This is a genomic window from Pseudomonas sp. ASL9 (assembly GCF_056680335.1).
On sequence record NZ_CM155277.1, the window covers coordinates 1,392,361 to 1,414,607 of the forward strand.

At 56.4% G+C, this 22,247-nt stretch carries 18 protein-coding genes; 2 read left to right on the top strand and 16 right to left on the bottom strand.

Features of this window, described 5'->3' with window-relative positions:
* Positions 1-35: 35 nt before the first annotated feature.
* The 16 genes from dnaE to rpsB all read right to left on the bottom strand — a co-directional run bounded on the left by dnaE (position 36) and on the right by rpsB (position 18,307).
* Positions 36-3,557 (bottom strand): DNA polymerase III subunit alpha, encoded by a 3,522-nt coding sequence (dnaE, locus tag AC1ME2_RS06535; protein ID WP_480439972.1) that lies wholly within the window; start codon positions 3,555-3,557, stop codon positions 36-38.
* Positions 3,558-3,622: 65 nt separating this feature from the next.
* Positions 3,623-4,264, bottom strand: coding sequence for a ribonuclease HII (gene rnhB / locus AC1ME2_RS06540; RefSeq protein ID WP_480439973.1), 642 nt, complete (start codon positions 4,262-4,264; stop codon positions 3,623-3,625).
* Between the two features lie 11 nt (positions 4,265-4,275).
* Positions 4,276-5,415, bottom strand: a complete 1,140-nt coding sequence (lpxB, locus tag AC1ME2_RS06545) for a lipid-A-disaccharide synthase (protein ID WP_480439974.1) — start codon at positions 5,413-5,415, stop codon at positions 4,276-4,278.
* A complete protein-coding gene (gene lpxA / locus AC1ME2_RS06550) occupies positions 5,415-6,191 on the bottom strand; it encodes an acyl-ACP--UDP-N-acetylglucosamine O-acyltransferase (RefSeq protein WP_480439975.1) in 777 nt (258 codons plus the stop codon). The genes lpxB and lpxA overlap by 1 nt, the downstream gene beginning before the upstream one ends.
* Positions 6,188-6,628 carry a 3-hydroxyacyl-ACP dehydratase FabZ gene (gene fabZ, locus AC1ME2_RS06555; protein WP_480439976.1) on the bottom strand — a complete coding sequence of 147 codons (441 nt, stop codon included), beginning with the start codon at positions 6,626-6,628 and terminating at the stop codon, positions 6,188-6,190. The genes lpxA and fabZ overlap by 4 nt, the downstream gene beginning before the upstream one ends.
* Positions 6,629-6,741: 113 nt before the next feature.
* A complete protein-coding gene (gene lpxD, locus AC1ME2_RS06560) occupies positions 6,742-7,797 on the bottom strand; it encodes a UDP-3-O-(3-hydroxymyristoyl)glucosamine N-acyltransferase (RefSeq protein WP_480439977.1) in 1,056 nt (351 codons plus the stop codon).
* Positions 7,798-7,799: 2 nt separating this feature from the next.
* Positions 7,800-8,303 (bottom strand): OmpH/Skp family outer membrane protein, encoded by a 504-nt coding sequence (locus AC1ME2_RS06565; RefSeq protein ID WP_480439978.1) that lies wholly within the window; start codon positions 8,301-8,303, stop codon positions 7,800-7,802.
* 37 nt (positions 8,304-8,340) lie between these two features.
* A complete protein-coding gene (gene bamA, locus AC1ME2_RS06570) occupies positions 8,341-10,713 on the bottom strand; it encodes an outer membrane protein assembly factor BamA (RefSeq protein ID WP_480439979.1) in 2,373 nt (790 codons plus the stop codon).
* 74 nt (positions 10,714-10,787) lie between these two features.
* Positions 10,788-12,140 (bottom strand): sigma E protease regulator RseP, encoded by a 1,353-nt coding sequence (gene rseP, locus AC1ME2_RS06575; RefSeq protein WP_480439980.1) that lies wholly within the window; start codon positions 12,138-12,140, stop codon positions 10,788-10,790.
* A 93-nt stretch (positions 12,141-12,233) separates the two neighbouring features.
* Positions 12,234-13,424 carry a 1-deoxy-D-xylulose-5-phosphate reductoisomerase gene (gene ispC, locus AC1ME2_RS06580; protein WP_480439981.1) on the bottom strand — a complete coding sequence of 397 codons (1,191 nt, stop codon included), beginning with the start codon at positions 13,422-13,424 and terminating at the stop codon, positions 12,234-12,236.
* Positions 13,421-14,236, bottom strand: a complete 816-nt coding sequence (locus AC1ME2_RS06585; protein ID WP_480439982.1) for a phosphatidate cytidylyltransferase — start codon at positions 14,234-14,236, stop codon at positions 13,421-13,423. The genes ispC and AC1ME2_RS06585 overlap by 4 nt, the downstream gene beginning before the upstream one ends.
* Complete coding sequence (uppS, locus tag AC1ME2_RS06590; protein WP_480439983.1) at positions 14,236-14,991, bottom strand: polyprenyl diphosphate synthase; 756 nt, start codon at positions 14,989-14,991, stop codon at positions 14,236-14,238. The genes AC1ME2_RS06585 and uppS overlap by 1 nt, the downstream gene beginning before the upstream one ends.
* A gap of 15 nt (positions 14,992-15,006) precedes the next feature.
* Positions 15,007-15,564, bottom strand: a complete 558-nt coding sequence (gene frr, locus AC1ME2_RS06595; RefSeq protein WP_322180492.1) for a ribosome recycling factor — start codon at positions 15,562-15,564, stop codon at positions 15,007-15,009.
* Entirely contained in the window at positions 15,561-16,304 is a 744-nt protein-coding gene (pyrH, locus tag AC1ME2_RS06600; protein WP_480439984.1) for a UMP kinase, read from the bottom strand. Before pyrH ends, frr begins: the two co-directional genes overlap by 4 nt.
* 205 nt (positions 16,305-16,509) lie before the next feature.
* Complete coding sequence (gene tsf, locus AC1ME2_RS06605) at positions 16,510-17,379, bottom strand: translation elongation factor Ts (protein ID WP_480439985.1); 870 nt, start codon at positions 17,377-17,379, stop codon at positions 16,510-16,512.
* 184 nt (positions 17,380-17,563) lie between these two features.
* Complete coding sequence (gene rpsB, locus AC1ME2_RS06610; protein ID WP_322201686.1) at positions 17,564-18,307, bottom strand: 30S ribosomal protein S2; 744 nt, start codon at positions 18,305-18,307, stop codon at positions 17,564-17,566.
* A gap of 321 nt (positions 18,308-18,628) precedes the next feature.
* Here rpsB and map point away from each other — a divergent pair, with 321 nt between their 5' ends.
* Both map and AC1ME2_RS06620 read left to right on the top strand, forming a co-directional pair.
* Complete coding sequence (gene map, locus AC1ME2_RS06615) at positions 18,629-19,426, top strand: type I methionyl aminopeptidase (protein ID WP_480439986.1); 798 nt, start codon at positions 18,629-18,631, stop codon at positions 19,424-19,426.
* 51 nt (positions 19,427-19,477) lie between these two features.
* Positions 19,478-22,177 carry a [protein-PII] uridylyltransferase gene (locus tag AC1ME2_RS06620; protein WP_480439987.1) on the top strand — a complete coding sequence of 900 codons (2,700 nt, stop codon included), beginning with the start codon at positions 19,478-19,480 and terminating at the stop codon, positions 22,175-22,177.
* Positions 22,178-22,247: the final 70 nt, after the last annotated feature.

Below are 22,247 nucleotides of genomic sequence, written 5' to 3' on the forward strand. Positions count from 1 at the left end.
GTTGAGCGCACGCTGTATTAACAGGGTCTGCGCTATCAACGGTATTGCAGGAAGACGTTCTCACGCCCGAACTGGTCACGCAGCGCTTGAATCAAGCTGTCCGCCGGATCAATTCGCCAGGTCTCGCCAAACTGCAGCAAAGCCTTGGCATCCACCCCTGTGTAGTCCACGGTAATCGGACAGGCACCGCGATGGCGTTTGCACAAATCGCCCAACCACCGCAGGCGATCGCCCTTAAGCGCATCCGCATGCACCTTCAGGCGCAGGCTTTCAGCGAGATTGGTTCGGGCATCTTCCAGGCTCATCACCCGCTTGGCACGTAATCGTAACCCGCCGGAGAAGTCGTCATTGCTCACCTCCCCTTCGACCACCACCATCGCATCGGTCTGCAGCAGCGACTGCGCCGAATGAAAGGCTTCGGCAAACAGCGACGCTTCTATTCGTCCAGAGCGGTCATCAAGGGTGATAAAGCCCATCTTGTCGCCCTTTTTGTTCTTCATGACGCGCAGCGCAATGATCATACCGGCAACCGTCTGCGTGTCTCGCGCCGGCTTCAGGTCGATGATGCGCTGACGAGCGAAACGGCGAATTTCGCCTTCGTATTCGTCGATAGGATGCCCGGTAAGGTACAGGCCCAGGGTTTCTTTCTCACCACGTAACCGCTCTTTAAGGCTCAGCTCTTTGGCCTTGCGATGGTTGGCGTAGACATCGGCATCCTCTTCGACGAACAAGCCGCCAAACAGATCAGAGTGACCGCTGTCACGACTGCGAGCGGTCTGCTCTGCGGCCTGAATCGCTTCTTCCAGCGCAGCCAGCAGTACCGAGCGATTGCGGTCGATATTGGCTTGATAGGCTTTCGGCTCGATTTCGAAATACGGCCCCAAACGATCCAGCGCACCGCTGCGGATCAAGCCGTCGAGGGTCCGCTTGTTGATGCGCTTGAGGTCCACGCGCGCGCAGAAATCGAACAGGTCCTTGAACGGCCCGGCCAAACGCGACTCGGTAATGGCTTCTACCGGGCCTTCGCCGACACCTTTGATGGCACCGAGGCCATAAAGAATCCGGCCGTCTTCGCTTACGGTAAATTTGTATTCGGAGGTGTTCACGTCCGGCGCATCAAGGCGCAACTTCATGTTGCGCACTTCTTCGATCAAGGTCACAACCTTGTCGGTGTTGTGCATGTCCGCAGACAGTACCGCAGCCATGAAAGGCGCCGGGTAGTGGGTTTTCAGCCAGGCGGTCTGGTACGACACCAGGCCATAAGCAGCCGAGTGGGACTTGTTGAAGCCATAACCGGCGAATTTTTCCACCAGATCGAAAATATTACCGGCCAGCTCCGGCTCGATATTGTTGTTCGTACAGCCTTCGATGAAGCCGCCACGCTGCTTGGCCATTTCTTCGGGTTTTTTCTTACCCATGGCCCGACGCAGCATGTCCGCACCGCCGAGGGTGTAACCGGCCATGACCTGAGCAATCTGCATCACCTGTTCTTGATACAGGATGATGCCGTAGGTAGGTGCCAATACCGGCTTGAGTCCTTCGTACTGGTAATCAACGTGAGGATAGGACAGCTCGGCACGGCCATGCTTACGGTTGATGAAGTCGTCCACCATGCCCGATTGCAGCGGGCCTGGGCGGAACAATGCCACCAATGCGATCAAATCTTCCAGGCAGTCGGGCTTGAGCTTTTTGATCAGCTCTTTCATGCCGCGCGACTCAAGCTGGAACACGGCGGTGGTTTCGGCTTTTTGCAGCAGGGTATAAGTCGCCTTGTCGTCCAGCGGAATAAAGGCGATGTCCAGCGGTGCTTCATCAACCTTGGCGCGCTCACGGTTGATGGTCTTGAGCGCCCAATCGATGATGGTGAGTGTCCGCAGGCCGAGGAAGTCGAACTTCACCAGCCCTGCCGCCTCGACGTCATCCTTGTCGAACTGGGTCACCAGGCCATCGCCCGCTTCATCGCAATAAATGGGCGAGAAGTCGGTCAGCTTGGTCGGCGCGATCACCACGCCACCGGCGTGCTTGCCGACGTTACGCACGATGCCTTCGAGCTTGCGGGCCATCTCCCAGATTTCTGCCGCCTCCTCGTCGACCTTGAGGAAGTCGCGCAGGATTTCTTCCTGTTCGTAGGCTTTTTCCAACGTCATGCCGACTTCGAACGGAATCATTTTCGACAGTCGATCAGCCAGGCCATAGGACTTGCCCTGAACCCGGGCGACGTCCCGCACTACGGCCTTGGCCGCCATCGAACCAAAGGTAATGATCTGGCTGACCGCGTTACGACCATATTTCTCGGCCACGTACTCGATAACGCGGTCGCGGCCATCCATGCAGAAGTCGACGTCGAAGTCGGGCATCGAAACCCGTTCCGGGTTGAGGAACCGTTCGAATAGCAGGTCATATTCCAGCGGGTCGAGATCGGTGATCTTCTGCACATAAGCCACCAGCGAACCGGCACCCGACCCACGGCCGGGGCCCACCGGGACACCGTTACTTTTGGCCCACTGGATGAAGTCCATCACGATCAGGAAGTAACCGGGGAACCCCATCTGGATGATGATATCCAGCTCGAAATTCAGCCGATCGACATAGACCTGACGCTTGGCCTCGTAATCCTCAGTCGTATCCCTGGGCATCAGGACCGAGAGGCGGTCCTCCAGGCCATCGAAAGATACTTTGCGGAAATATTCATCGATGGTCAGGCCATCGGGAATCGGGAAGTTGGGCAAAAAGTGAGTACCCAGCTTCACATCGATATTGCAGCGCTTGGCAATTTCGACCGTGTTTTCCAGCGCCTCGGGCAGGTCGCTGAACAACTCGGCCATTTGCGCAGCGCTTTTCAGGTACTGCTGATTGCTGTAGTTGTGCGAACGGCGCGGGTCATCCAGCGCCCGGCCTTCGCCGATGCAAACCCGCGTTTCATGAGCCTCGTAGTCTTCCTGCTTGATAAAGCGTACATCGTTGGTCGCCACCAGCGGTGCGCCATGACGGTCAGCCAAGGCAACGGCAGCGTGCAGGTGCTCTTCGTCATTGGGGCGGTTGGTGCGCTGTACTTCCAGGTAGAAGCGGTCTGGAAATACGGCCATCCATTCACGCAGCAACTGATCCGCCTCGCCCGGATTACCTCCGAGCAGCGCCATGCCGATTTCGCCCTCTTTAGCCGCCGACAGCGCGATCAACCCTTCGCTGGCCTCGGCGACCCATTCCCGCTCGACGATCACCTGGCCATTGCGCTGGCCTTCGATGAAGCCACGGGAAATCAGCTCGGTCAGATTGCGATAGCCCTTGGCGTTCATCACCAACAGGCTGATCCGACTCAGCACAGCATCTTCGTCCTTGTTCGACAACCACAGGTCTGCACCACAAATAGGCTTGATACCCCCGCCCATGGCGGCCTTGTAGAACTTGACCAGCGAACACATGTTGTTCTGATCGGTCACGGCCACAGCCGGCATACCCATGCTCGCCAAGGTCTTGACCAACGGTTTGACCCGGACCAGACCATCGACCAGAGAGTATTCAGTGTGCAGGCGTAGATGAACGAAAGAAGCCGGCATGTTGATCCTATAGCGCGAAATACAAAAAACGAAGGCCCGGATTGTACCGGGCCTTGGTCAAAACATCAGCCCGGCGACACCATCGTGAGCCGACTTTGCACAAGCAACTCGCGGGCTTCATACGCCGCCCGCACCGGCGCGAACGAGCGCCGATGTATCGGAGTCGGCCCAAGGCGAGCCAGCGCTTCAAGATGAACAGGGGTCGGATAGCCTTTGTGACCACCGATGCCATAGCCCGGATAAATCAGCTCGAAAGCCGCCATTTCGCGGTCACGGCTGACTTTCGCCAGAATCGACGCAGCTGCGATTGCCGGAACTTTGCTATCACCTTGAATCACCGGTGCGCTGGGCACGGACAATTGCGGGCAGCGATTGCCGTCGATCAGCGCCAGCTTCGGGGTAATGCTCAGCCCCTCGACAGCGCGTTTCATGGCCAGCATGGTCGCGTGAAGAATATTCAGCTCATCGATTTCTTCCACTTCAGCCCGGGCGATGTACCAGCACAGGGCCTTTTCGCAGATTTCGTCGTAGAGTTTCTCGCGGCGAGCCGGGGTGAGCTTTTTTGAATCGTTGAGGCCGAGGATCGGGCGGCGTGGATCGAGGATGACAGCAGCAGTCACCACCGCGCCACACAGCGGGCCGCGACCGACTTCATCGACACCGGCAACCAAGTCTTCCACCAGATTGAAGTCCAAACCCATTTGCATTTATTGCGAACTCACTGTGAGGGCGACTGACCCAACAGGCCAAGCACCGCATCGGCGGCCTGATTGGAGGCGTCGCGGCGTAAGATCCGGTGAATGGCATCGAAGCCTGCAGTCTGCGCATCGCCGCCATCGAGCAGCGGCAATAGCGTTTGCGCGAGGGTCTCGGCGGTTGCTGCGTCCTGCAACAATTCCGGGACCAGCAAACGCTGGGCGAGCAGATTAGGCAAAGAAACGTAAGGGCTTTTCACCAGACGCTTGAGTATCCAGAAGGTAATCGGTGCCAAGCGATAGGCAACGACCATGGGTCGCTTGTACAGCAGCGCTTCAAGTGTCGCCGTGCCGGATGCGATCAACACCGCATCGCACGCCGCAAGCGCCAGGTGCGAGCGGCCGTCGAGTAGCAGCACCGGCAAGTCGCGCCCCTGCAGAAGGTGCTCGACCTGGGCGCGTCGTTCGGGGCTTGCGCACGGCAGAACAAATCGAATACCCGGACGTAAGGCCATCAGGCGTTCCGCTGCGTCGAAGAACAGGCCGCCGAGGCGCCCGACTTCACCACCCCGACTCCCGGGCATTAGCGCAACCAGCGGTCCGTCAGCCAAACCCAACTCCGCTCGCGCTGCGGCGCGGTCAGACTCAAGGGGGATAGTATCAGCCAAGGGATGACCGACAAACCGCACCGGCACGCCTTTCTCTTCATAGAAACGGGCCTCGAAGGGCAGAAGCGTCAGCATCAGATCGCAGCCTTCGCGAATCTTCAATACGCGCTTTTGCCGCCAGGCCCAGACCGACGGGCTGACGTAATGCACGGTCTTGATACCGGCACGCCGTAACTTGAGTTCGATATTGAGCGTGAAGTCTGGGGCATCGATACCGATGAAGACGTCCGGTTTTTCGCCGATCAACGTCTGAATAAGCTGCTTGCGCTTGGCCAACAGCTCTTTGAGTCGGCCCAGCACCTCGACCAGCCCCATGACCGCCAGGCGTTCCATCGGGAAGTAGGAGACCATGCCTTCGGCCTGCATCAGCGGACCACCGACACCGATAAACTCGACAGACGGATGACGAACCTTGATCGCGCGCATCAAACCCGCACCCAGGATATCGCCCGACGCTTCGCCTGCTACCAGCGCGATTCGCAGTGCCTTGTTCATTATCGAGTAATGCCGCGGGTCGACGTCTGAATCGACTCAAGGAACACTGCGACTTCAGGGAACAACGCCGCAGGCTCGGCGAGCTCGGCGATGGCCTGGTCGACAGTCAGCCCCTGGCGATAAACCACCTTATAGGCTCGGCGTAGCGCGTGAATGGTCTCTTCGCTGAACCCACGACGGCGCATGCCTTCGAAGTTCATGCTACGTGCTTCAGCCGGGTTACCGAACACAGTAACGAACGCAGGCACATCCTTGCCAATCGCGGTGCCCATGCCTGAAAAGCTGTGGGCGCCGATATGACAGAACTGATGCACCAGCGTAAAACCGGAGAGGATCGCCCAATCATCGACGTGTACATGCCCGGCCAACGCGGTGTTGTTGACCAGGATGCAGTGATTGCCGATGACGCTGTCGTGACCAATGTGTGCATAGGCCATGACCAGGTTGTGATCACCCAAGGTCGTTTCCGCACGATCCTGAATGGTCCCGCGATGGATAGTCACACCTTCGCGAATGACGTTGTGATCACCAATGACCAAACGCGTCTCTTCGCCTTTGTACTTGAGATCGGGCGTGTCCTCGCCTACCGATGAAAACTGGTAGATGCGGTTGTGCTTACCGATCTTCGTTGGGCCCCTGAGAATCACATGCGGCCCAACGACTGTACCCTCGCCGATTTCCACACCAGGTCCGACGATCGACCATGGGCCGACCTCAACATTGTCGGCCAGAATGGCCGTCGGATCGATGATTGCGCGAGGGTCAATCAAACTCATAGTTTACGTTCCGCGCAGATAATTTCTGCGGAACAAACCGGTTTGCCGTCGACCGAAGCCTGGCATTCAAATTTCCAGATCTGACGCTTGCAGCTAATGAATTTGGCTTCAAGAATCAGCTGATCGCCAGGCAGCACCGGCTGACGAAAGCGCAGTTTGTCGGAGCCTACGAAGTAATATAGCGTGCCTTCGGATGGCTTCACGTCCAGCATTTTAAAGCCCAGGATACCAGCGGCCTGGGCCATCGCTTCAATGATCAGAACGCCCGGCATGATTGGATGCTGAGGAAAGTGACCGTTGAAGAAAGGCTCATTGATGCTGACATTCTTATAGGCTCGAATGCTTTTGCTCTCGACATTCAGCTCCACCACACGATCCACCAACAGGAATGGGTAGCGGTGAGGCAGGTATTCGCGAATCTCGTTGATGTCCATCATTTCGTGGGGGAAGCCTGTAGTAAAGATTGGGAGTGCGCGACTGACGCGCAGCACTCCTGTAGCAAATCAAGGAGGCAGTCTATCGGCTGTGCACGCTTGATATAAAAAGGGTATCAGCCATCAGATGAATCATTACCGCCCGAGGTCACGGCCTCGACAATCTTTTCCAGTTGCTGCAGGCGCCGCGCCATGTCATCCAACTGACGAATACGCGCCGCGCTCTTGCGCCATTCCGCAGCAGGCTGCATCGCAGTCCCCGAAGAATAGGCCCCCCGCTCGGTAATCGAGCGGGTCACCATGGTCATACCTGTGACGAAAACACCATCGCACACTTCGATATGCCCAACCATGCCGACACCGCCAGCGATGGTGCAATGCTTGCCAATCTTGGTACTGCCCGAGATACCGACACACGCCGCCATAGCGGTGTGATCGCCGATCTGCACGTTGTGTGCGATCTGAATCTGGTTATCCAGCTTGACGCCGTTGCCGATCAATGTGTCGGCTAACGCGCCGCGATCGACAGCCGTATTGACGCCGATTTCCACATCGTCACCGACCAGAACACCGCCGATCTGCGCAATTTTCTGCCAGACGCCCTGTTCATTGGCGAAACCAAAACCTTCACCGCCGAGCACTGCTCCCGACTGAATCACCACACGCTTACCAATGCGTACATCGTGATAAAGCGTGACCCGCGGCGCCAACCAACCTCCTTCGCCAATTTCACAACGAGCACCGATAAAACAGTGAGCGCCCACGGTGACTCCGGCAGCGATACGAGCGCCGCTTTCGATAACGGCAAACGCACCCACGCTGGCAGCAGCATCGACCTGCGCATCAGCCGCAATCACTGCAGACGGATGCACCCCAGGCAATGCCTTGGGCTTGGGGTCGAAAAAATGGGAAATCTTTGCGTAGGCTAGATAAGGGTCAGGCACCAACAGCGCATCACCGGTAAAGTTCTCTGCATCTGCCGGCTTAAGCAGCACGGCAGCGGCATGACAATCAGCAAGAAATTTACGGTAGTGAGGATTGGCCAGGAAAGTTACCTGACCAGGACCGGCCTCTTGCAAAGTGGCCAGCCCGGTAATCTCTTTATCCGCCGCGCCACGTAATGTGGCGCCGAGGAACTCAGCCAGTTGGCCAAGTTTAATGGTCACGGCCATGATTACTTCAGCTGATTCATGCGCTCGATCACCTGGCGAGTGACGTCATACTGAGGCTTGACATCAATCACAGCGCCACGCTCGAACACCAAGTCAAACGCGCCTTTTTTGATCACTTCTTCTACTGCCTGATCAAGTTTCGGCTTGAGTTGCTTCAGCATTTCACGGTCAGCAACCGCTTTGGCCTCGTTCAGTTCCTTGGATTGGAACTGGAAATCGCGGGCCTTTTGCTTGAATTCAAGCTCAAGGCGCTCACGTTCAGGCTGCGCCATCTTATCGCCACCGCTAACCAGACGATCCTGAATACCCTTTGCACTGCTTTCAAGGGCTTTCAGCTTGGTCAATTGTGGGCCGAATTTCTTTTCAGCATCCACGGCATATTTCTTTGCCGCGTCTGATTCGAGCAGGGCCATTTGATAGTTCAGCACTGCAATTTTCATTTCAGCAAACGCTGGAGTCGCTATCAAGGCAGTGGCCAGGATAATCAGCTGAGTCAACTTACGCACGATGCACTCCTACAAAATCCGTTGTCGTTATCGATGATCAGAAGGTCTGACCGAGAGAGAATTGGAATATTTGTGTTTCTGCGTTCTCCGGCTTTTTGACCGGCATAGCCACGGCAAAACTCAACGGACCCAATGCAGTAACCCATGTCACGCCCACACCCACAGAGCTTGCCAATTGGTTGAGTTCCACACCGTTACATATAACTTTCTGGCCGGTTGTCGTGACAGTTGCAGGCCCACAATTGGTGTCGAATACATTACCTACGTCCCAGAATACAGAGGTCCGCAAAGAGCGCTGATCCTTGACGAATGGCAACGGGAACATAAGCTCTACGCCACCCTGAATCAGTACGTTACCACCGAACGGTAGTGGGCTCTGATCTGGATCTGCCGATGTGCCTGGGTTATGGCCATTACTCGGGGTACTTTGAGGGCCCAAGGTACTGTCCTTGAAGCCACGAACCGAGTTGAAACCACCCGCGTAGTAGTTCTCATAGAACGGCAAGCCAGAGGTCTTACCAAAACCATCGCCATAACCTAGCTCGGTGTGCAGACGCAGGGTGTAATTGTCGGTCAGCGGGTGGAAGTACTGGCCACGGTAATCAAGCTTGAAGAACGACAAATCACTGCCTGGCGTGGTGGTTTCAAATACCAGACTCTGGGAATGCCCACGCGTGGCCAGCACACCTTTGTTCAAGGTTGACTCGGACCAGCCGGCCGACGCCTTGAAGTTGAGGTATTTATCGCCTTCCCTATTAACGAAGTTGAAAATTTCGTCGACGGTGTACACGCCCGTCTTGATTTGATCCTGCTGCGCTGTCAGGCCGAAGGTAAGGCGCGAGGTTTCATTGATTGGGTAACCGACGCTCACGCCTGCACCCAAGCTGTCTACAGCATAGCTGGCTACAGAAACGTTAAGGTTTTTGTAGTCGGTGGTACGGTAGAACGCGTTGTAACCCAAGCTCACGCCATCTGCGGTCCAGTAGGGGTCGACATAACCGAAGTTGTAGCGAGTCTGGTATTCGCTTTTCGTCAGACCAATACTGACCTTGTTACCTGTACCCAGGAAGTTGTTCTGGCTGATCGAACCCCCGAGGATCAAACCCGCACTCTGGGCGAAACCTACGCTGGCGGTGATCGAACCGGACGCTTGTTCTTCAACGGCGTAGTTGACATCAACCTGATCGTCGGTGCCCGGCACCGCAGGCGTTTCGACGTTCACTTCTTTAAAGAAGCCAAGACGCTCAAGACGGGTTTTCGATTGGTCGATCAGGTAGGTCGACGCCCAGCCCCCTTCCATCTGACGCATTTCACGACGTAACACGTCATCTGCGGACTTGGTGTTACCACGGAAGTTGATGCGGTTGACGTAAGCACGCTTGCCCGGGTCCACCACAAAGGTGATATCAACCGTGTGATCTTCATTGTTCGGCGTCGGTACGCCGTTGACGTTGGCGAAGGTATAGCCTTCGTTACCCAGACGACGGGTGATCAGCTCAGACGTCGTGGTCATGACCTTGCGCGAGAATACCTGACCGGGCTTGACCAGTAACAAGGCTTTGACCTGATCTTCGGGCACTTTCAAATCGCCGCTCAGCTTGACCGACTTGACGCTGTATTTTTCGCCTTCATTCACGTTGACCGTGATGTAGACGCTTTTCTTGTCAGGCGTGATCGACACCTGAGTCGAAGCGATATCCATGTTGATATAGCCGCGATCAAGGTAGTAAGAACGCAGACGCTCCAGGTCGCCGGAGAGTTTTTCCCGAGCGTACTTGTCGTCGTTCTTGAAGAACGACAGCCAGTTGGTGGTCTTGAGCTCGAACAGACCGATCAGGTCCTCATCCGGGAAGACGCTGTTACCCACCACGTTGATGTGCTGGATAGCCGCGACCGTACCTTCATTGATATTGATCTTCAGGCCCACGCGGTTACGTGGTTGAGGCACGACTTCGGTGGCGACGTCAGCCGAATAGCGACCCTGCGCGACGTACTGACGTTGCAGCTCGTTGCGCACGCCTTCAAGGGTCGCACGCTGAAAGATCTCACCTTCAGCCAGACCTGATTGCTTGAGCCCCTTCATCAGGTCTTCGGTGGAAATCGCCTTGTTGCCATCGATTTCGATGCTCGAAACGGAAGGCCGCTCGACCACAGTGATGACCAGGACATTGCCATCGCGGCCTAGTTGGATATCTTGAAAGAACCCGGTTTTGAACAGCGCGCGAGTGGCATCCACCAGACGACGATCATCCGCAGACTCGCCGACATTCAACGGCAAGGCGCCAAAGACGCTGCCAGCGGATACCCGCTGGAGGCCATTGACACGGATATCGGAGATAGTGAAGGACTCGGCGTGAACTTCGGCGATCATCAGTACGGCGAGAACCGCAGTTAGCAGCAGACGTTTCATGAAGTCCTTTCTTATTCCAACTGGCAATAAACAAACTGCCGCAAAATGCGGCAGATTCGCAATTCAGCGAAGCTTTACAGTCGACCCAGATCGTTGACCAAGGCAAGCAACATCACCCCGACCACTAAGCTAATACCGATCTGAATCCCCCAACCTTGCACCCGATCCGAGAGCGGACGACCCCGCGCCCACTCGATCAGGTAAAACAACAAATGCCCCCCATCCAACACTGGAATGGGCAACAAATTGAGAACGCCCAGGCTAATACTCAGATAAGCGAGGAAATTCAGGAAATCACCTATCCCCGACTGGGCCGAAGCGCCCGCCACTTTAGCAATGGTTATCGGTCCGCTCAAGTTTTTTACAGAGAGCTCGCCGAACAACATTTTCTTGAGCGAATCAAGAGTCAGCACACTCATGGTCCAAGTGCGCCTCGCGCCCTCCCCCACAGCGGCCAGAGGTCCGAAGCTAACCTCTCTTAACATCTCAGGTGGCCAGTCGACACCTTTTACCCCTGCCCCCAGATAACCGGTCGCAGCTTTCCCCTCACCTCGCACCGCGAGCGTCAACGGCACATCAAGCTGCGCACCCTCACGCTCGATACGCAGAGAAACTTTTGCATCTGGCCGCAGACGGACCCAATCGACGACCTGTTGCCAATCGCTCAACGTTTGACCGTCGAGTGCTACAAGTCGATCACCTGCCTTCAAGCCAGCAGCTTGCGCGGGCCCCTTAGGATCGAGTTCGGCCAGCACCGGCGCCAAGGCCGGATGCCATGGGCGAATACCCAGCGAGCGGATCGGATCTGGCTCGTCAGCACCTTTGAGCCATTTATCCAACGCCAGCTCACGGGGAGAGTCGACCGTCGAGCCCTGATCACGTACGTTCAGAACGACGGTACCGCTCTCGCCCAGACGTCGCACCAGCTGCAGATTCACCGCAGCCCAGCCCGACGTCGGCTCGCCATCAACCGAGATAATTTCTTGCCCGGTGCTCAAGCCACCCTTGTCCGCGATACTGCCCGATTCGACCGTACCAATGACAGGACGCACCTGTTGACTGCCTAGCATTGCCAGGAACCAGAAAAATATGATGGCCAGCAAGAAGTTGGCAATCGGACCGGCGATGACAATTGCAATACGCTGATACACGGTTTTACGGTTGAAGGACTGATCAACCTGATCCGGTGGCACTTCACCCTCGCGCTCGTCGAGCATTTTCACGTAGCCACCCAACGGGATGGCTGCGATCACGTATTCAGTGCCCTGCCGATCGTGCCAGCGAAGCAGCGGCATGCCGAAACCCACCGAGAAACGCAAAACCTTGACGCCACAACGCCGGGCCACCCAGAAGTGGCCAAATTCGTGAAAGGTCACCAGCACACCCAATGCCACCAGGGTGCCGACAATCATATAGAGCGCGCTCATCAATCTCTCTCCGGGGACCTGCCTTGTACAGTGTGAAAGCGCCTTCTGCACCTCACACCACCACAATCGCCTGCGCCGTCTAATCTACTGCCATTACCGCCCGTGGCGACCGAGCCATTGCTCAGCCAGAACGCGCGCTTTTGAATCGATCTCGAATACTGCATCGAGTTCCTGCACTTCGACGACGGGTTCCAGATTCAAAACCTCATCAATGATACTCGCGATCTCTGGATAGCGTATGCGCCGATCAAGAAACGCTGCAACTGCCACCTCATTAGCGGCGTTGAGCAGCGCTGGCGCGCTATTTCCCGCCTCCGCAGCCTGACGCGCCAGACGCAAACACGGAAACCGCTCTTCGTCCGGTGCCTGGAAGTCCAGGCGCGCAATACTGAACAGGTCCAGCGGCGCGACACCCGAGTCAATCCGCTTTGGCCAGGCAAGCGCATGAGCGATCGGCGTACGCATGTCTGGATTACCCAGTTGGGCCAATACCGAACCGTCCACGTAATCAACCATGGAATGGATCACGCTCTGCGGATGAATGACCACTTCAATCTGATCGGGCCGAGCATCGAATAGCCAACACGCCTCGATCAATTCGAGTCCTTTATTCATCATGCTGGCCGAGTCTACAGAAATCTTGCGCCCCATCGACCAATTAGGATGTGCACACGCCTGTTCAGGGGAAACGCCCATCAAATCGGCCAACGGGGTTTCACGAAACGGGCCACCCGAAGCGGTCAATAGAATACGGCGCACGCCAACCGCACCCAGGCCACGGGCATAGTCATTGGGCAAGCACTGGAAGATTGCATTGTGTTCGCTGTCAATCGGCAACAGCACAGCACCGCTGCGCTGCACAGCCTGCATAAACAAGGCCCCGGACATGACCAAGGCTTCTTTATTGGCCAGCAACACCTTTTTGCCCGCCTCAACGGCTGCCAGGGTGGGACGCAGCCCAGCCGCGCCGACGATCGCCGCCAATACGGTATCGACCTGAGGATGAGCCGACACTTCGCACAACCCCCTCTCGCCCACCAACACACGGGTATCAAGGCCGGCAACCGCCAGGTCATCCTGCAGCCTGCGCGCAAGATCGATTTCGGGCACCACGGCAAAACGTGGCGAGTGACGCACGCACAGCGCCAGCAGCTCTTTCAAGCGACTGAACCCCGTCAGCGCGAAGACCTGATACAGCCCAGGGTGACGAGCGATGACGTCAAGGGTACTCAAACCGACGGAGCCCGTAGCACCCAAGACGGTTATTTGTTGAGGTTTACTCACAGGGCACCCCAATTGGCAGCCCACAACAGCACTGCAAAGACAGGGATGGCAGCAGTCAAACTGTCGATACGATCCAGCACCCCGCCATGTCCGGGCAGCAAATTACTGCTGTCTTTGATGCCAGACTCTCGTTTGAACATACTTTCAGTCAAATCACCGACAACCGAGATCAACACCACGATGGCGGCACCCAGCAAGCCGAGGAAGAGTTGCGAACCCGACCAGCCGCGGGCAACACCAACGACGACAGTGATCAGCAGGCTGGCGACCAGACCGCCGAACAGCCCTTCCCAGCTCTTGCCCGGGCTGACCTTGGGCGCGAGCTTGCGCTTACCAAACGCCTTGCCAGAGAAATAGGCCCCGATATCGGCGCCCCAGACCAGAACCATGACCGCAAGGATCAACCAGTTACCCAACTGCCATTGCTTGATCAGGACCAGCCCCTGCCACGCAGGCAACAGAACCAACAGACCAATCACCAGCTTGCAGGCAGTGCCTGTCCAATGTGCGCTGGTGTCTGCATAGGTCAGCACCAGGAAAGTCGCCAGCAACCACCACAGTACCGCTGCGCCCAGAACCCAGGGCGCCAGAGCCGGTTGCAGATACATCAGCAGCAGCAAGATCGCGACCACCACAGCATAGGCAACCCGCACCGACTGAGCAGCGAAACCTGCCAGACGCGCCCACTCCCAGGCACCCAGGGTCACCACCGCGCCAATGAACAGCGCGAAGCTTGCACCTGCGAGCAAAAAAAACCCGCACAAGGCAATAGGCATCAAGATCAGTGCAGTGATGATTCGTTGTTTCAGCATTAAGCCCGGGCTCCAGCTTCGACCTGTTCACTCGTTTTACCGAAGCGACGTTGGCGGGAAGCAAAATCTGCCAGCGCAGTGCGCATGGCGTCGTGTTTGAAGTCCGGCCAAAAAAGGTCGGAGAAGTACAATTCGGAATAGGCGAGCTGCCAAAGTAAAAAATTACTGATGCGATGTTCGCCGCCAGTACGAATGCACAGGTCCGGCAATGGCAGATCGCCAGTTGCGAGGCACGCCTGCAACAGCTCAGGCGTAATCTCCTCAGGACGCAAACGCCCGGCCTGAACCTCCCGCGCCAGATGCTGGGCAGCCTGGGCGATATCCCATTGCCCCCCATAATTGGCAGCGATCTGCAACACGAAACGATCACTGCCAGCAGTCCGCGCTTCAGCCTCGCGCATCGCAGCCTGCAGCTCGGGATGAAACCGCGAACGATCACCAATGATTCGCAAGCTGATGGCGTTATCGTTCATACGCCGGGTTTCACGGCGCAAAGCGGTGAAAAACAACTCCATCAAGGCGCCGACTTCCGCCGCCGGGCGCTGCCAGTTTTCACTGGAAAAAGCGAAAAGGGTCAACACTTCGACCTTCGCTTCGGCGCACACCTCAATAACCGCACGGACAGCATCCACGCCTGCTTTATGCCCGGCGACACCGGGCAAAAGGCGCTTTTTCGCCCAGCGATTATTACCATCCATGATGATTGCGACATGGCGCGGCACCGATGACGGTACCGCTTGCTTGGTCTTATCCATAAACGCCCAGGCCCTTTATACAGCCATCAGATCCGCTTCTTTTTGCTTCACAGCCGTTTCGATATCCGCCACGAACTTATCTGTCAGCTTCTGGATATCATCGGCAGCGCGACGCTCTTCATCTTCGCTGATTTCTTTCTCTTTGATCAGATCCTTGAACTGGCTCAACGCATCGCGACGGATGTTACGAACAGCCACTCGAGCATCTTCCGCTGCGTCACGAGCTTGCTTGGTGAAGCCCTTGCGAGTCTCTTCAGTCAAAGCAGGCATCGAGATAAGCAGCAGCTCGCCCAGGTTCGTTGGGTTGAACCCCAGCCCGGCACTCTGAATCGCCTTGTCGACAGCACCCAGCATGTTGCGCTCGAAAGCCACGACCTGCAGGGTCCGCGAGTCTTTGACGGTCACGTTCGCAACCTGATTCAAAGGTGTATCGGAACCATAATAAGGCACCATCACACCACCCAGAATGCTGGGGTGGGCCTGGCCAGTACGGATTCGGCTGAATGCGTGAGCCAGAGACTCCAGGGTTTTCTGCATACGCGTTTGGGCGTCTTTCTTGATTTCGTTGATCATTGTTCGCCTTCCTCGATCAGGGTTCCTTCAGCGCCGCCATGTACGATATTCAGCAGGGCGCCGGGCTTGTTCATGTTAAAGACGCGCAGCGGCATTTTATGATCGCGGCACAGACAGATAGCGGTCAGATCCATCACACCCAACTTGCGATCCAGGACTTCATCGTATGTCAGATGATCGAACTTCTCGGCATGCGGGTCTTTGAATGGGTCTGCGGTGTACACACCGTCGACCTTGGTCGCTTTGAGCACTACGTCGGCATTGATTTCGATGCCTCGCAAGCAAGCGGCAGAATCGGTGGTGAAGAACGGGTTGCCAGTGCCGGCGGCGAAAATCACCACATCCTTGGCATTGAGGTGACGCATGGCTTTGCGACGATCGTAATGATCGGTCACGCCCACCATGGAAATGGCCGACATCACGATAGCCGAAATGTTAGCCCGCTCCAGCGCATCACGCATGGCCAAGGCGTTCATGACAGTGGCCAGCATCCCCATATGATCGCCTGTCACCCGATCCATGCCAGCAGCACTCAAGGCCGCCCCACGAAACAGGTTGCCACCACCGATAACCAGACCGACCTGAACCCCGATACCGACCAACTGGCCGACTTCAAGGGCCATGCGATCCAGGACTTTGGGGTCAATGCCGAACTCTTCCGAGCCCATCAAGGCCTCGCCGCTAAGCTTGAGTAGAATGCGTTTATAGCGAGCCTGATAACCACTGCCCTGCTGAGCCATTGCGAATCTCTCCTGCGGCGTTTTAAAAAATTCTGTGCGGGCTGTTTTCAGCCTGCAATTACTCTAGCTGACGCTGCTACAGCATCAGGAGAATGCAGCCTTGCAAGCCACTTCCCCAAGGAAAACAAATTCCTTTTACCTATTTGACGAAGAGGCCGCTCGCGTAAGCGGGCAGCCTCTTCGGGGCGACAGGGTGAAAACTGTCTTATTGCTTGCTTGCGGCCACTTGTGCGGCAACTTCTTCTGCGAAGTTGTCGACTGGCTTCTCGATGCCTTCGCCTACCTGGAAGCGCGTGAAGGAAACGATTTCAGCGCCGGCTTTCTTGGCCAGTTCACCGACCTTGATTTCCGGGTTCTTGACGAACGCCTGCTCGACCAGACTTGCTTCAGCCAGGAACTTTTGAATGCGACCGGCAACCATTTTTTCAACGATTTCGGCTGGCTTGCCCTTGATTTTGTCTTCGTTGAGGCTCATGAACACGGCTTTTTCGCGCTCTACGGCTTCTGCGGAAACTTCCGAAGGCAGCAGGAACTCAGGGTTGCTGGCAGCAACGTGCATCGCGATGTCTTTGGCCAGGTCAGCGTCACCGCCTTTCAGGACAACGACAACACCGATCTTGTTACCGTGCAGGTAAGCGTTGACCACGTCACCTTCAACGCGGGCCAGACGACGGATGTTGACGTTTTCGCCAACTTTCGCGATCAGAGCTTCACGGGCCAATTCCTGAGCGGCGATCAGCGGAGCTGCGTCGGTCAGTTTTTCAGCAAAGGCTTTTTCAAGGCTGTTGTTCACGAATTCCTTGAAGTCGTCCTGCAGAGCCAGGAAGTCGGTCTGCGAGTTGACTTCAAGGATGACGGCACTTTTGCCATCTTCGGCAATCTTGACAGCAATGGCGCCTTCAGCAGCAATGTTGCCTGCTTTCTTGGCGGCTTTGATGGCACCCGAGGCGCGCATATCGTCGATTGCTTTTTCGATGTCGCCGTCAGCCTTGGTCAAGGCCTTTTTGCAATCCATCATGCCTTCGCCAGTGCGCTCACGCAGTTCTTTGACCAACGCTGCAGTAATTTCTGCCATTTCAAATTCCTCTTGGATAGGTCTTAAACCATTCCACCCGATCGAACGGGCGTTCAAATTCTTGAGAACCACTACTGGCTGCGGCACATGACTGCATGGCGGCGTCAATATATGGTTTTCGAGGGGGCAAAAAGGGGGCCAGGCCCCCTTTTTGCGTACTGAGTAAACGCTAGGCGTTTGCTACTCAGCCTTCAACGACTGCGGCTGCTGGAGCCTCTTCGACAAACACGTCGGTGCCGCCATTAGCGTTGTTGCGACCACGGATAACAGCGTCAGCCATCGAACCCATGTACAGCTGGATGGCGCGAATGGCGTCATCGTTGCCTGGGATGATGTAGTCAACGCCTTCCGGGCTGCTGTTGGTATCGACGACGCCGATAACCGGGATACCCAGTTTGTTGGCTTCGGTGATCGCGATGCGCTCGTGATCAACGTCGATAACGAACAGTGCGTCTGGCAGACCGCCCATGTCCTTGATACCACCCAGGCTACGATCCAGCTTTTCCAGATCGCGAGTACGCATCAGCGCCTCTTTCTTGGTCAGCTTGGTGAACGTGCCGTCTTCTGCCTGGATTTCAAGATCACGCAGACGCTTGATGGAAGCACGGATGGTTTTGAAGTTGGTCAGCATGCCGCCCAACCAGCGGTGATCGACGTAAGGCGAGCCGCAACGTGCAGCTTCTTCAGCGACGATTTTGCCAGCGGAACGCTTGGTGCCAACAAACAGAATCTTGTTTTTGCCCGAAGCCAGTTTCTCAACGAAAGCCAGAGCTTCGTTGAACATAGGCAAGGTTTTTTCAAGGTTGATAATGTGGATCTTGTTACGTGCGCCGAAAATGTATTTACCCATTTTCGGGTTCCAGTAACGGGTTTGGTGACCGAAGTGGACACCGGCCTTCAGCATATCGCGCATATTGACTTGGGACATGATAGTTCCTTGATAAGTCGGGTTAGGCCTCCACGTATCCCAATGACCAACCAACAGCTTCAAGCTGAGGGCACCCAGGTCATCGTGTCGACACGTGTGTGGGTTTGAGCTTCTGGGCATACCCAGGAAAGCGGCGCATTTTATACCACAAAAGACCAGATAACGAAACCAAAAATAGGAGCTAACGCAAATGCGCTCTCGCCCCTTGTACGCGCGCCCCGAGCCCCTTATATAAAGATGCGATGATCACCCGTAACCTAACGGTCTGTTAGAATCGCGTTTTCAGTGTTTAGCCGCGCTTCGCCGCGCCGAGAGAATCTTATGACTGTCACCATCAAAACCCCCGAGGATATCGAGAAGATGCGCATCGCCGGCCGTCTGGCTGCCGATGTACTGGAAATGATCGGTGCTTATGTCAAGCCGGGTGTGACCACGGACGAGCTGGACCGGATCTGCCATGACTTCATCGTCAATGAGCAAAAAGCGATTCCCGCCCCGCTGAACTACAAGGGCTTCCCCAAGTCGATCTGCACCTCGATCAATCACGTGGTGTGCCACGGCATTCCAAACGAGAAGCCGCTCAAGGATGGCGACGTACTGAACATCGACGTCACGGTGATCAAGGACGGCTTCCACGGCGACACCAGCAAGATGTTCCATGTTGGCAAAGTGCCAGAATGGGCTGAGCGGCTGTCGAAGATCACGCAAGAGTGCATGTACAAAGGCATCGAACTGGTTCGCCCAGGCGCGCGCCTTGGCGACATCGGCGAAGTGATCCAGAAACACGCCGAAAAGAATGGTTTTTCCGTGGTGCGCGAATACTGCGGCCACGGCATTGGCAAGGTCTTCCACGAAGAGCCGCAAGTGCTGCACTATGGCCGCGCCGGCACAGGTATGGAACTCAAGGAAGGCATGACCTTCACCATCGAACCCATGATCAACCAAGGCCGTGCCGAAACCCGTCTGCTGGGCGATGGCTGGACCGCGATCACCAAGGATCGCAAGCTGTCCGCACAATGGGAACACACGATTCTGGTCACCGCAGACGGGTATGAAATTTTTACCCTGCGCAGCGATGACACCATCGCCCGGACATCAGCAATGAGCGCGTCGGTATAAACCTCGTCGCTAAAGAAAGTCAGGCCCGATAGACAGAAGGAAAGTTGCTCGATGCCGCAGGTGGATCCAGAATTATTCGACCGCGGCCAGTTCCAGGCCGAACTGGCCTTGAAAGCGAGCCCCATTGCCGCCTTCAAGAAAGCCATTCGTCAGGCCCGCGAAGTGCTCGACGGACGCTTCCGTTCGGGTCGGGATATTCGGCGCCTGATCGAAGATCGTGCCTGGTTTGTCGATCACATCCTGCAGCAGGCCTGGGAACAGTTCGACTGGAGCGAAGAGGCTGACATCGCACTGTTGGCGGTTGGCGGCTATGGTCGCGGCGAGTTGCATCCCTATTCGGACATCGACCTGCTGATCCTCCTGGACAGCGCCGACCATGAGGTTTTTCGCGAGCCCATCGAGCGTTTCCTGACGCTGCTGTGGGATATTGGCCTGGAAGTCGGCCAGAGCGTGCGCTCGGTTGACGAGTGCGCCCAGGAAGCCCGAGCCGACCTGACCGTTATCACCAACTTGATGGAAAGTCGCACCATTGCCGGTCCAGAGCGTTTGCGCCAACGCATGCTAGACGTCACCAGCACCGACAAGATGTGGCCAAGCAAAGAATTTTTCCTGGCAAAACGCGCCGAGCAGAAAACGCGCCATCACAAGTACAACGACACCGAATACAACCTGGAACCCAACGTAAAAGGCTCCCCCGGTGGTTTGCGCGATATCCAGACCATTCTCTGGGTCGCCCGTCGCCAGTACGGAACCTTGAATCTGCACGCACTGGCGGGCGAGGGCTTTCTGCTGGAAAGCGAAAACAACCTGCTCGCCTCGTCCCAGGAGTTTCTGTGGAAAGTACGCTACGCCTTGCACATGCTCGCCGGACGCTCGGAAGATCGTTTGCTGTTCGACCATCAAAGCAGCATCGCCGGTCTACTGGGTTATAAAGACAGCGATGCAAAACTGGCCATCGAACGCTTCATGCAGAAGTATTACCGCGCAGTGATGAGGATCGCCGAACTCAGCGACCTGATCATCCAGCACTTTGAAGAAGTGATCCTTTCAGCGGATGAAAGCGGCAATGTCCAGCCGATCAACTCTCGCTTCCAGTTGCACGATGGCTACATTGAGGCGACTCACCACAACGTTTTCAAACGCACCCCCTTCGCGATGCTGGAAATTTTCGTGCTGATGGCTCAGCACCCGGAAATCAAAGGCGTTCGTGCCGACACCATTCGCCTGTTGCGCGAACATCGGCACCTGATCGACGACGATTTCCGTAACGACATTCGCAACACCAGCCTTTTTATCGAACTATTCAAGTGCGAGTTCGGCATCCATCGCAATCTTCGACGGATGAACCGTTATGGGATTCTGGGCCTGTACCTGCCCGAGTTCGGCCATATTGTCGGTCAGATGCAACACGACCTGTTCCACATCTATACGGTCGATGCGCACACCCTGAACCTGATCAAGCACCTGCGTAAGCTGCAATACACTCAGACTTCAGACAAGTTTCCGCTGGCCAGCAAGATTATGGGCAAGCTGCCCAAACCCGAACTGATCTATCTGGCGGGCCTGTATCACGACATTGGCAAAGGTCGCGGTGGCGATCACTCGGAACTGGGCGCCGTAGATGCCGAAGTCTTCTGCCAACGCCACCAACTGCCGACCTGGGATACCCGCCTGATCGTGTGGCTGGTGCAGAACCATTTGGTCATGTCGACCACCGCCCAGCGCAAGGACTTGTCCGACCCACAGGTCATCCATGATTTCGCCCAACTCGTTGAGGATGAAATCCATCTGGATTATCTCTATGTACTGACCGTGGCCGACATCAACGCGACCAATCCGACACTGTGGAACTCCTGGCGCGCCAGCCTGTTGCGCCAGCTGTACACCGAGACCAAACGCGCCCTGCGTCGCGGCCTGGAAAACCCGGTCGATCGCGAAGAGCAGATCCGTCGCACGCAAAGTGCTGCACTGGACATTCTCGTCCGCAGCGGCAACGACCCGGATGATGTCGAGCAACTCTGGGCACAACTTGGGGATGATTATTTCCTGCGCCACACTGCTGGCGATGTGGCCTGGCACAGCGACGCGATCCTGCAGCAGCCTGTCGATGGCGGCCCGCTGGTGCTGATCAAGGAAACCACTCAGCGCGAGTTCGAGGGAGGGACGCAAATCTTCATCTACGCCCCCGACCAACACGATTTCTTTGCCGTGACCGTGGCCGCCATGGATCAGCTCAACCTGAACATTCATGACGCCCGCGTCATCACCTCCAGCAGCCAGTTCACCCTCGACACCTATATTGTGCTCGACAACGATGGCGGCTCGATTGGCGATAACCCTGTGCGGATCAAGCAAATCCGTGAAGGCCTGGCCGAGGCCCTGCGCAACCCGGATGACTACCCAGCCATCATCCAGCGCCGGGTGCCGCGCCAGCTCAAGCATTTTGCTTTTGCACCACAAGTCACGATCCACACCGACGCCCAACGCCCCGTCACCATCCTGGAGCTGAGCGCACCCGATCGTCCCGGCTTGCTGGCGCGGATCGGCAAAATCTTCCTGGAGTTCGACCTGTCGTTGCAAAACGCGAAAATTGCCACGCTCGGCGAGCGAGTGGAGGACGTGTTCTTCATCACCGACGCACACAATCAGCCGCTGTCCGATCCGCAACTGTGCAGCCGGCTTCAAGACGCTATCGTCGAGCAATTGAGCGTCAACCATGAGCCCCACGGCGAGATGCGACTCAGTATCTGAAAGACGTCATCGCATGCTCACCCTTACGTTTCGACTCAACGGCGCCCGACCACTCCCGGGCGCCACGTTC

Coding starts and splice junctions, on each gene's coding strand:
- dnaE (WP_480439972.1), bottom strand. CDS start 3,557: ATGCCGGCTTCTTTCGTTCATCTACGCCTGCACACTGAATACTCTCTG.
- rseP (WP_480439980.1), bottom strand. CDS start 12,140: ATGAGCGCGCTCTATATGATTGTCGGCACCCTGGTGGCATTGGGTGTG.
- lpxA (WP_480439975.1), bottom strand. CDS start 6,191: ATGAGTTTGATTGACCCTCGCGCAATCATCGATCCGACGGCCATTCTG.
- AC1ME2_RS06585 (WP_480439982.1), bottom strand. CDS start 14,236: ATGCTGAAACAACGAATCATCACTGCACTGATCTTGATGCCTATTGCC.
- uppS (WP_480439983.1), bottom strand. CDS start 14,991: ATGGATAAGACCAAGCAAGCGGTACCGTCATCGGTGCCGCGCCATGTC.
- pyrH (WP_480439984.1), bottom strand. CDS start 16,304: ATGGCTCAGCAGGGCAGTGGTTATCAGGCTCGCTATAAACGCATTCTA.
- fabZ (WP_480439976.1), bottom strand. CDS start 6,628: ATGATGGACATCAACGAGATTCGCGAATACCTGCCTCACCGCTACCCA.
- lpxD (WP_480439977.1), bottom strand. CDS start 7,797: ATGGCCGTGACCATTAAACTTGGCCAACTGGCTGAGTTCCTCGGCGCC.
- bamA (WP_480439979.1), bottom strand. CDS start 10,713: ATGAAACGTCTGCTGCTAACTGCGGTTCTCGCCGTACTGATGATCGCC.
- frr (WP_322180492.1), bottom strand. CDS start 15,564: ATGATCAACGAAATCAAGAAAGACGCCCAAACGCGTATGCAGAAAACC.
- map (WP_480439986.1), top strand. CDS start 18,629: ATGACTGTCACCATCAAAACCCCCGAGGATATCGAGAAGATGCGCATC.
- AC1ME2_RS06620 (WP_480439987.1), top strand. CDS start 19,478: ATGCCGCAGGTGGATCCAGAATTATTCGACCGCGGCCAGTTCCAGGCC.
- rpsB (WP_322201686.1), bottom strand. CDS start 18,307: ATGTCCCAAGTCAATATGCGCGATATGCTGAAGGCCGGTGTCCACTTC.
- rnhB (WP_480439973.1), bottom strand. CDS start 4,264: ATGCAAATGGGTTTGGACTTCAATCTGGTGGAAGACTTGGTTGCCGGT.
- tsf (WP_480439985.1), bottom strand. CDS start 17,379: ATGGCAGAAATTACTGCAGCGTTGGTCAAAGAACTGCGTGAGCGCACT.
- lpxB (WP_480439974.1), bottom strand. CDS start 5,415: ATGAACAAGGCACTGCGAATCGCGCTGGTAGCAGGCGAAGCGTCGGGC.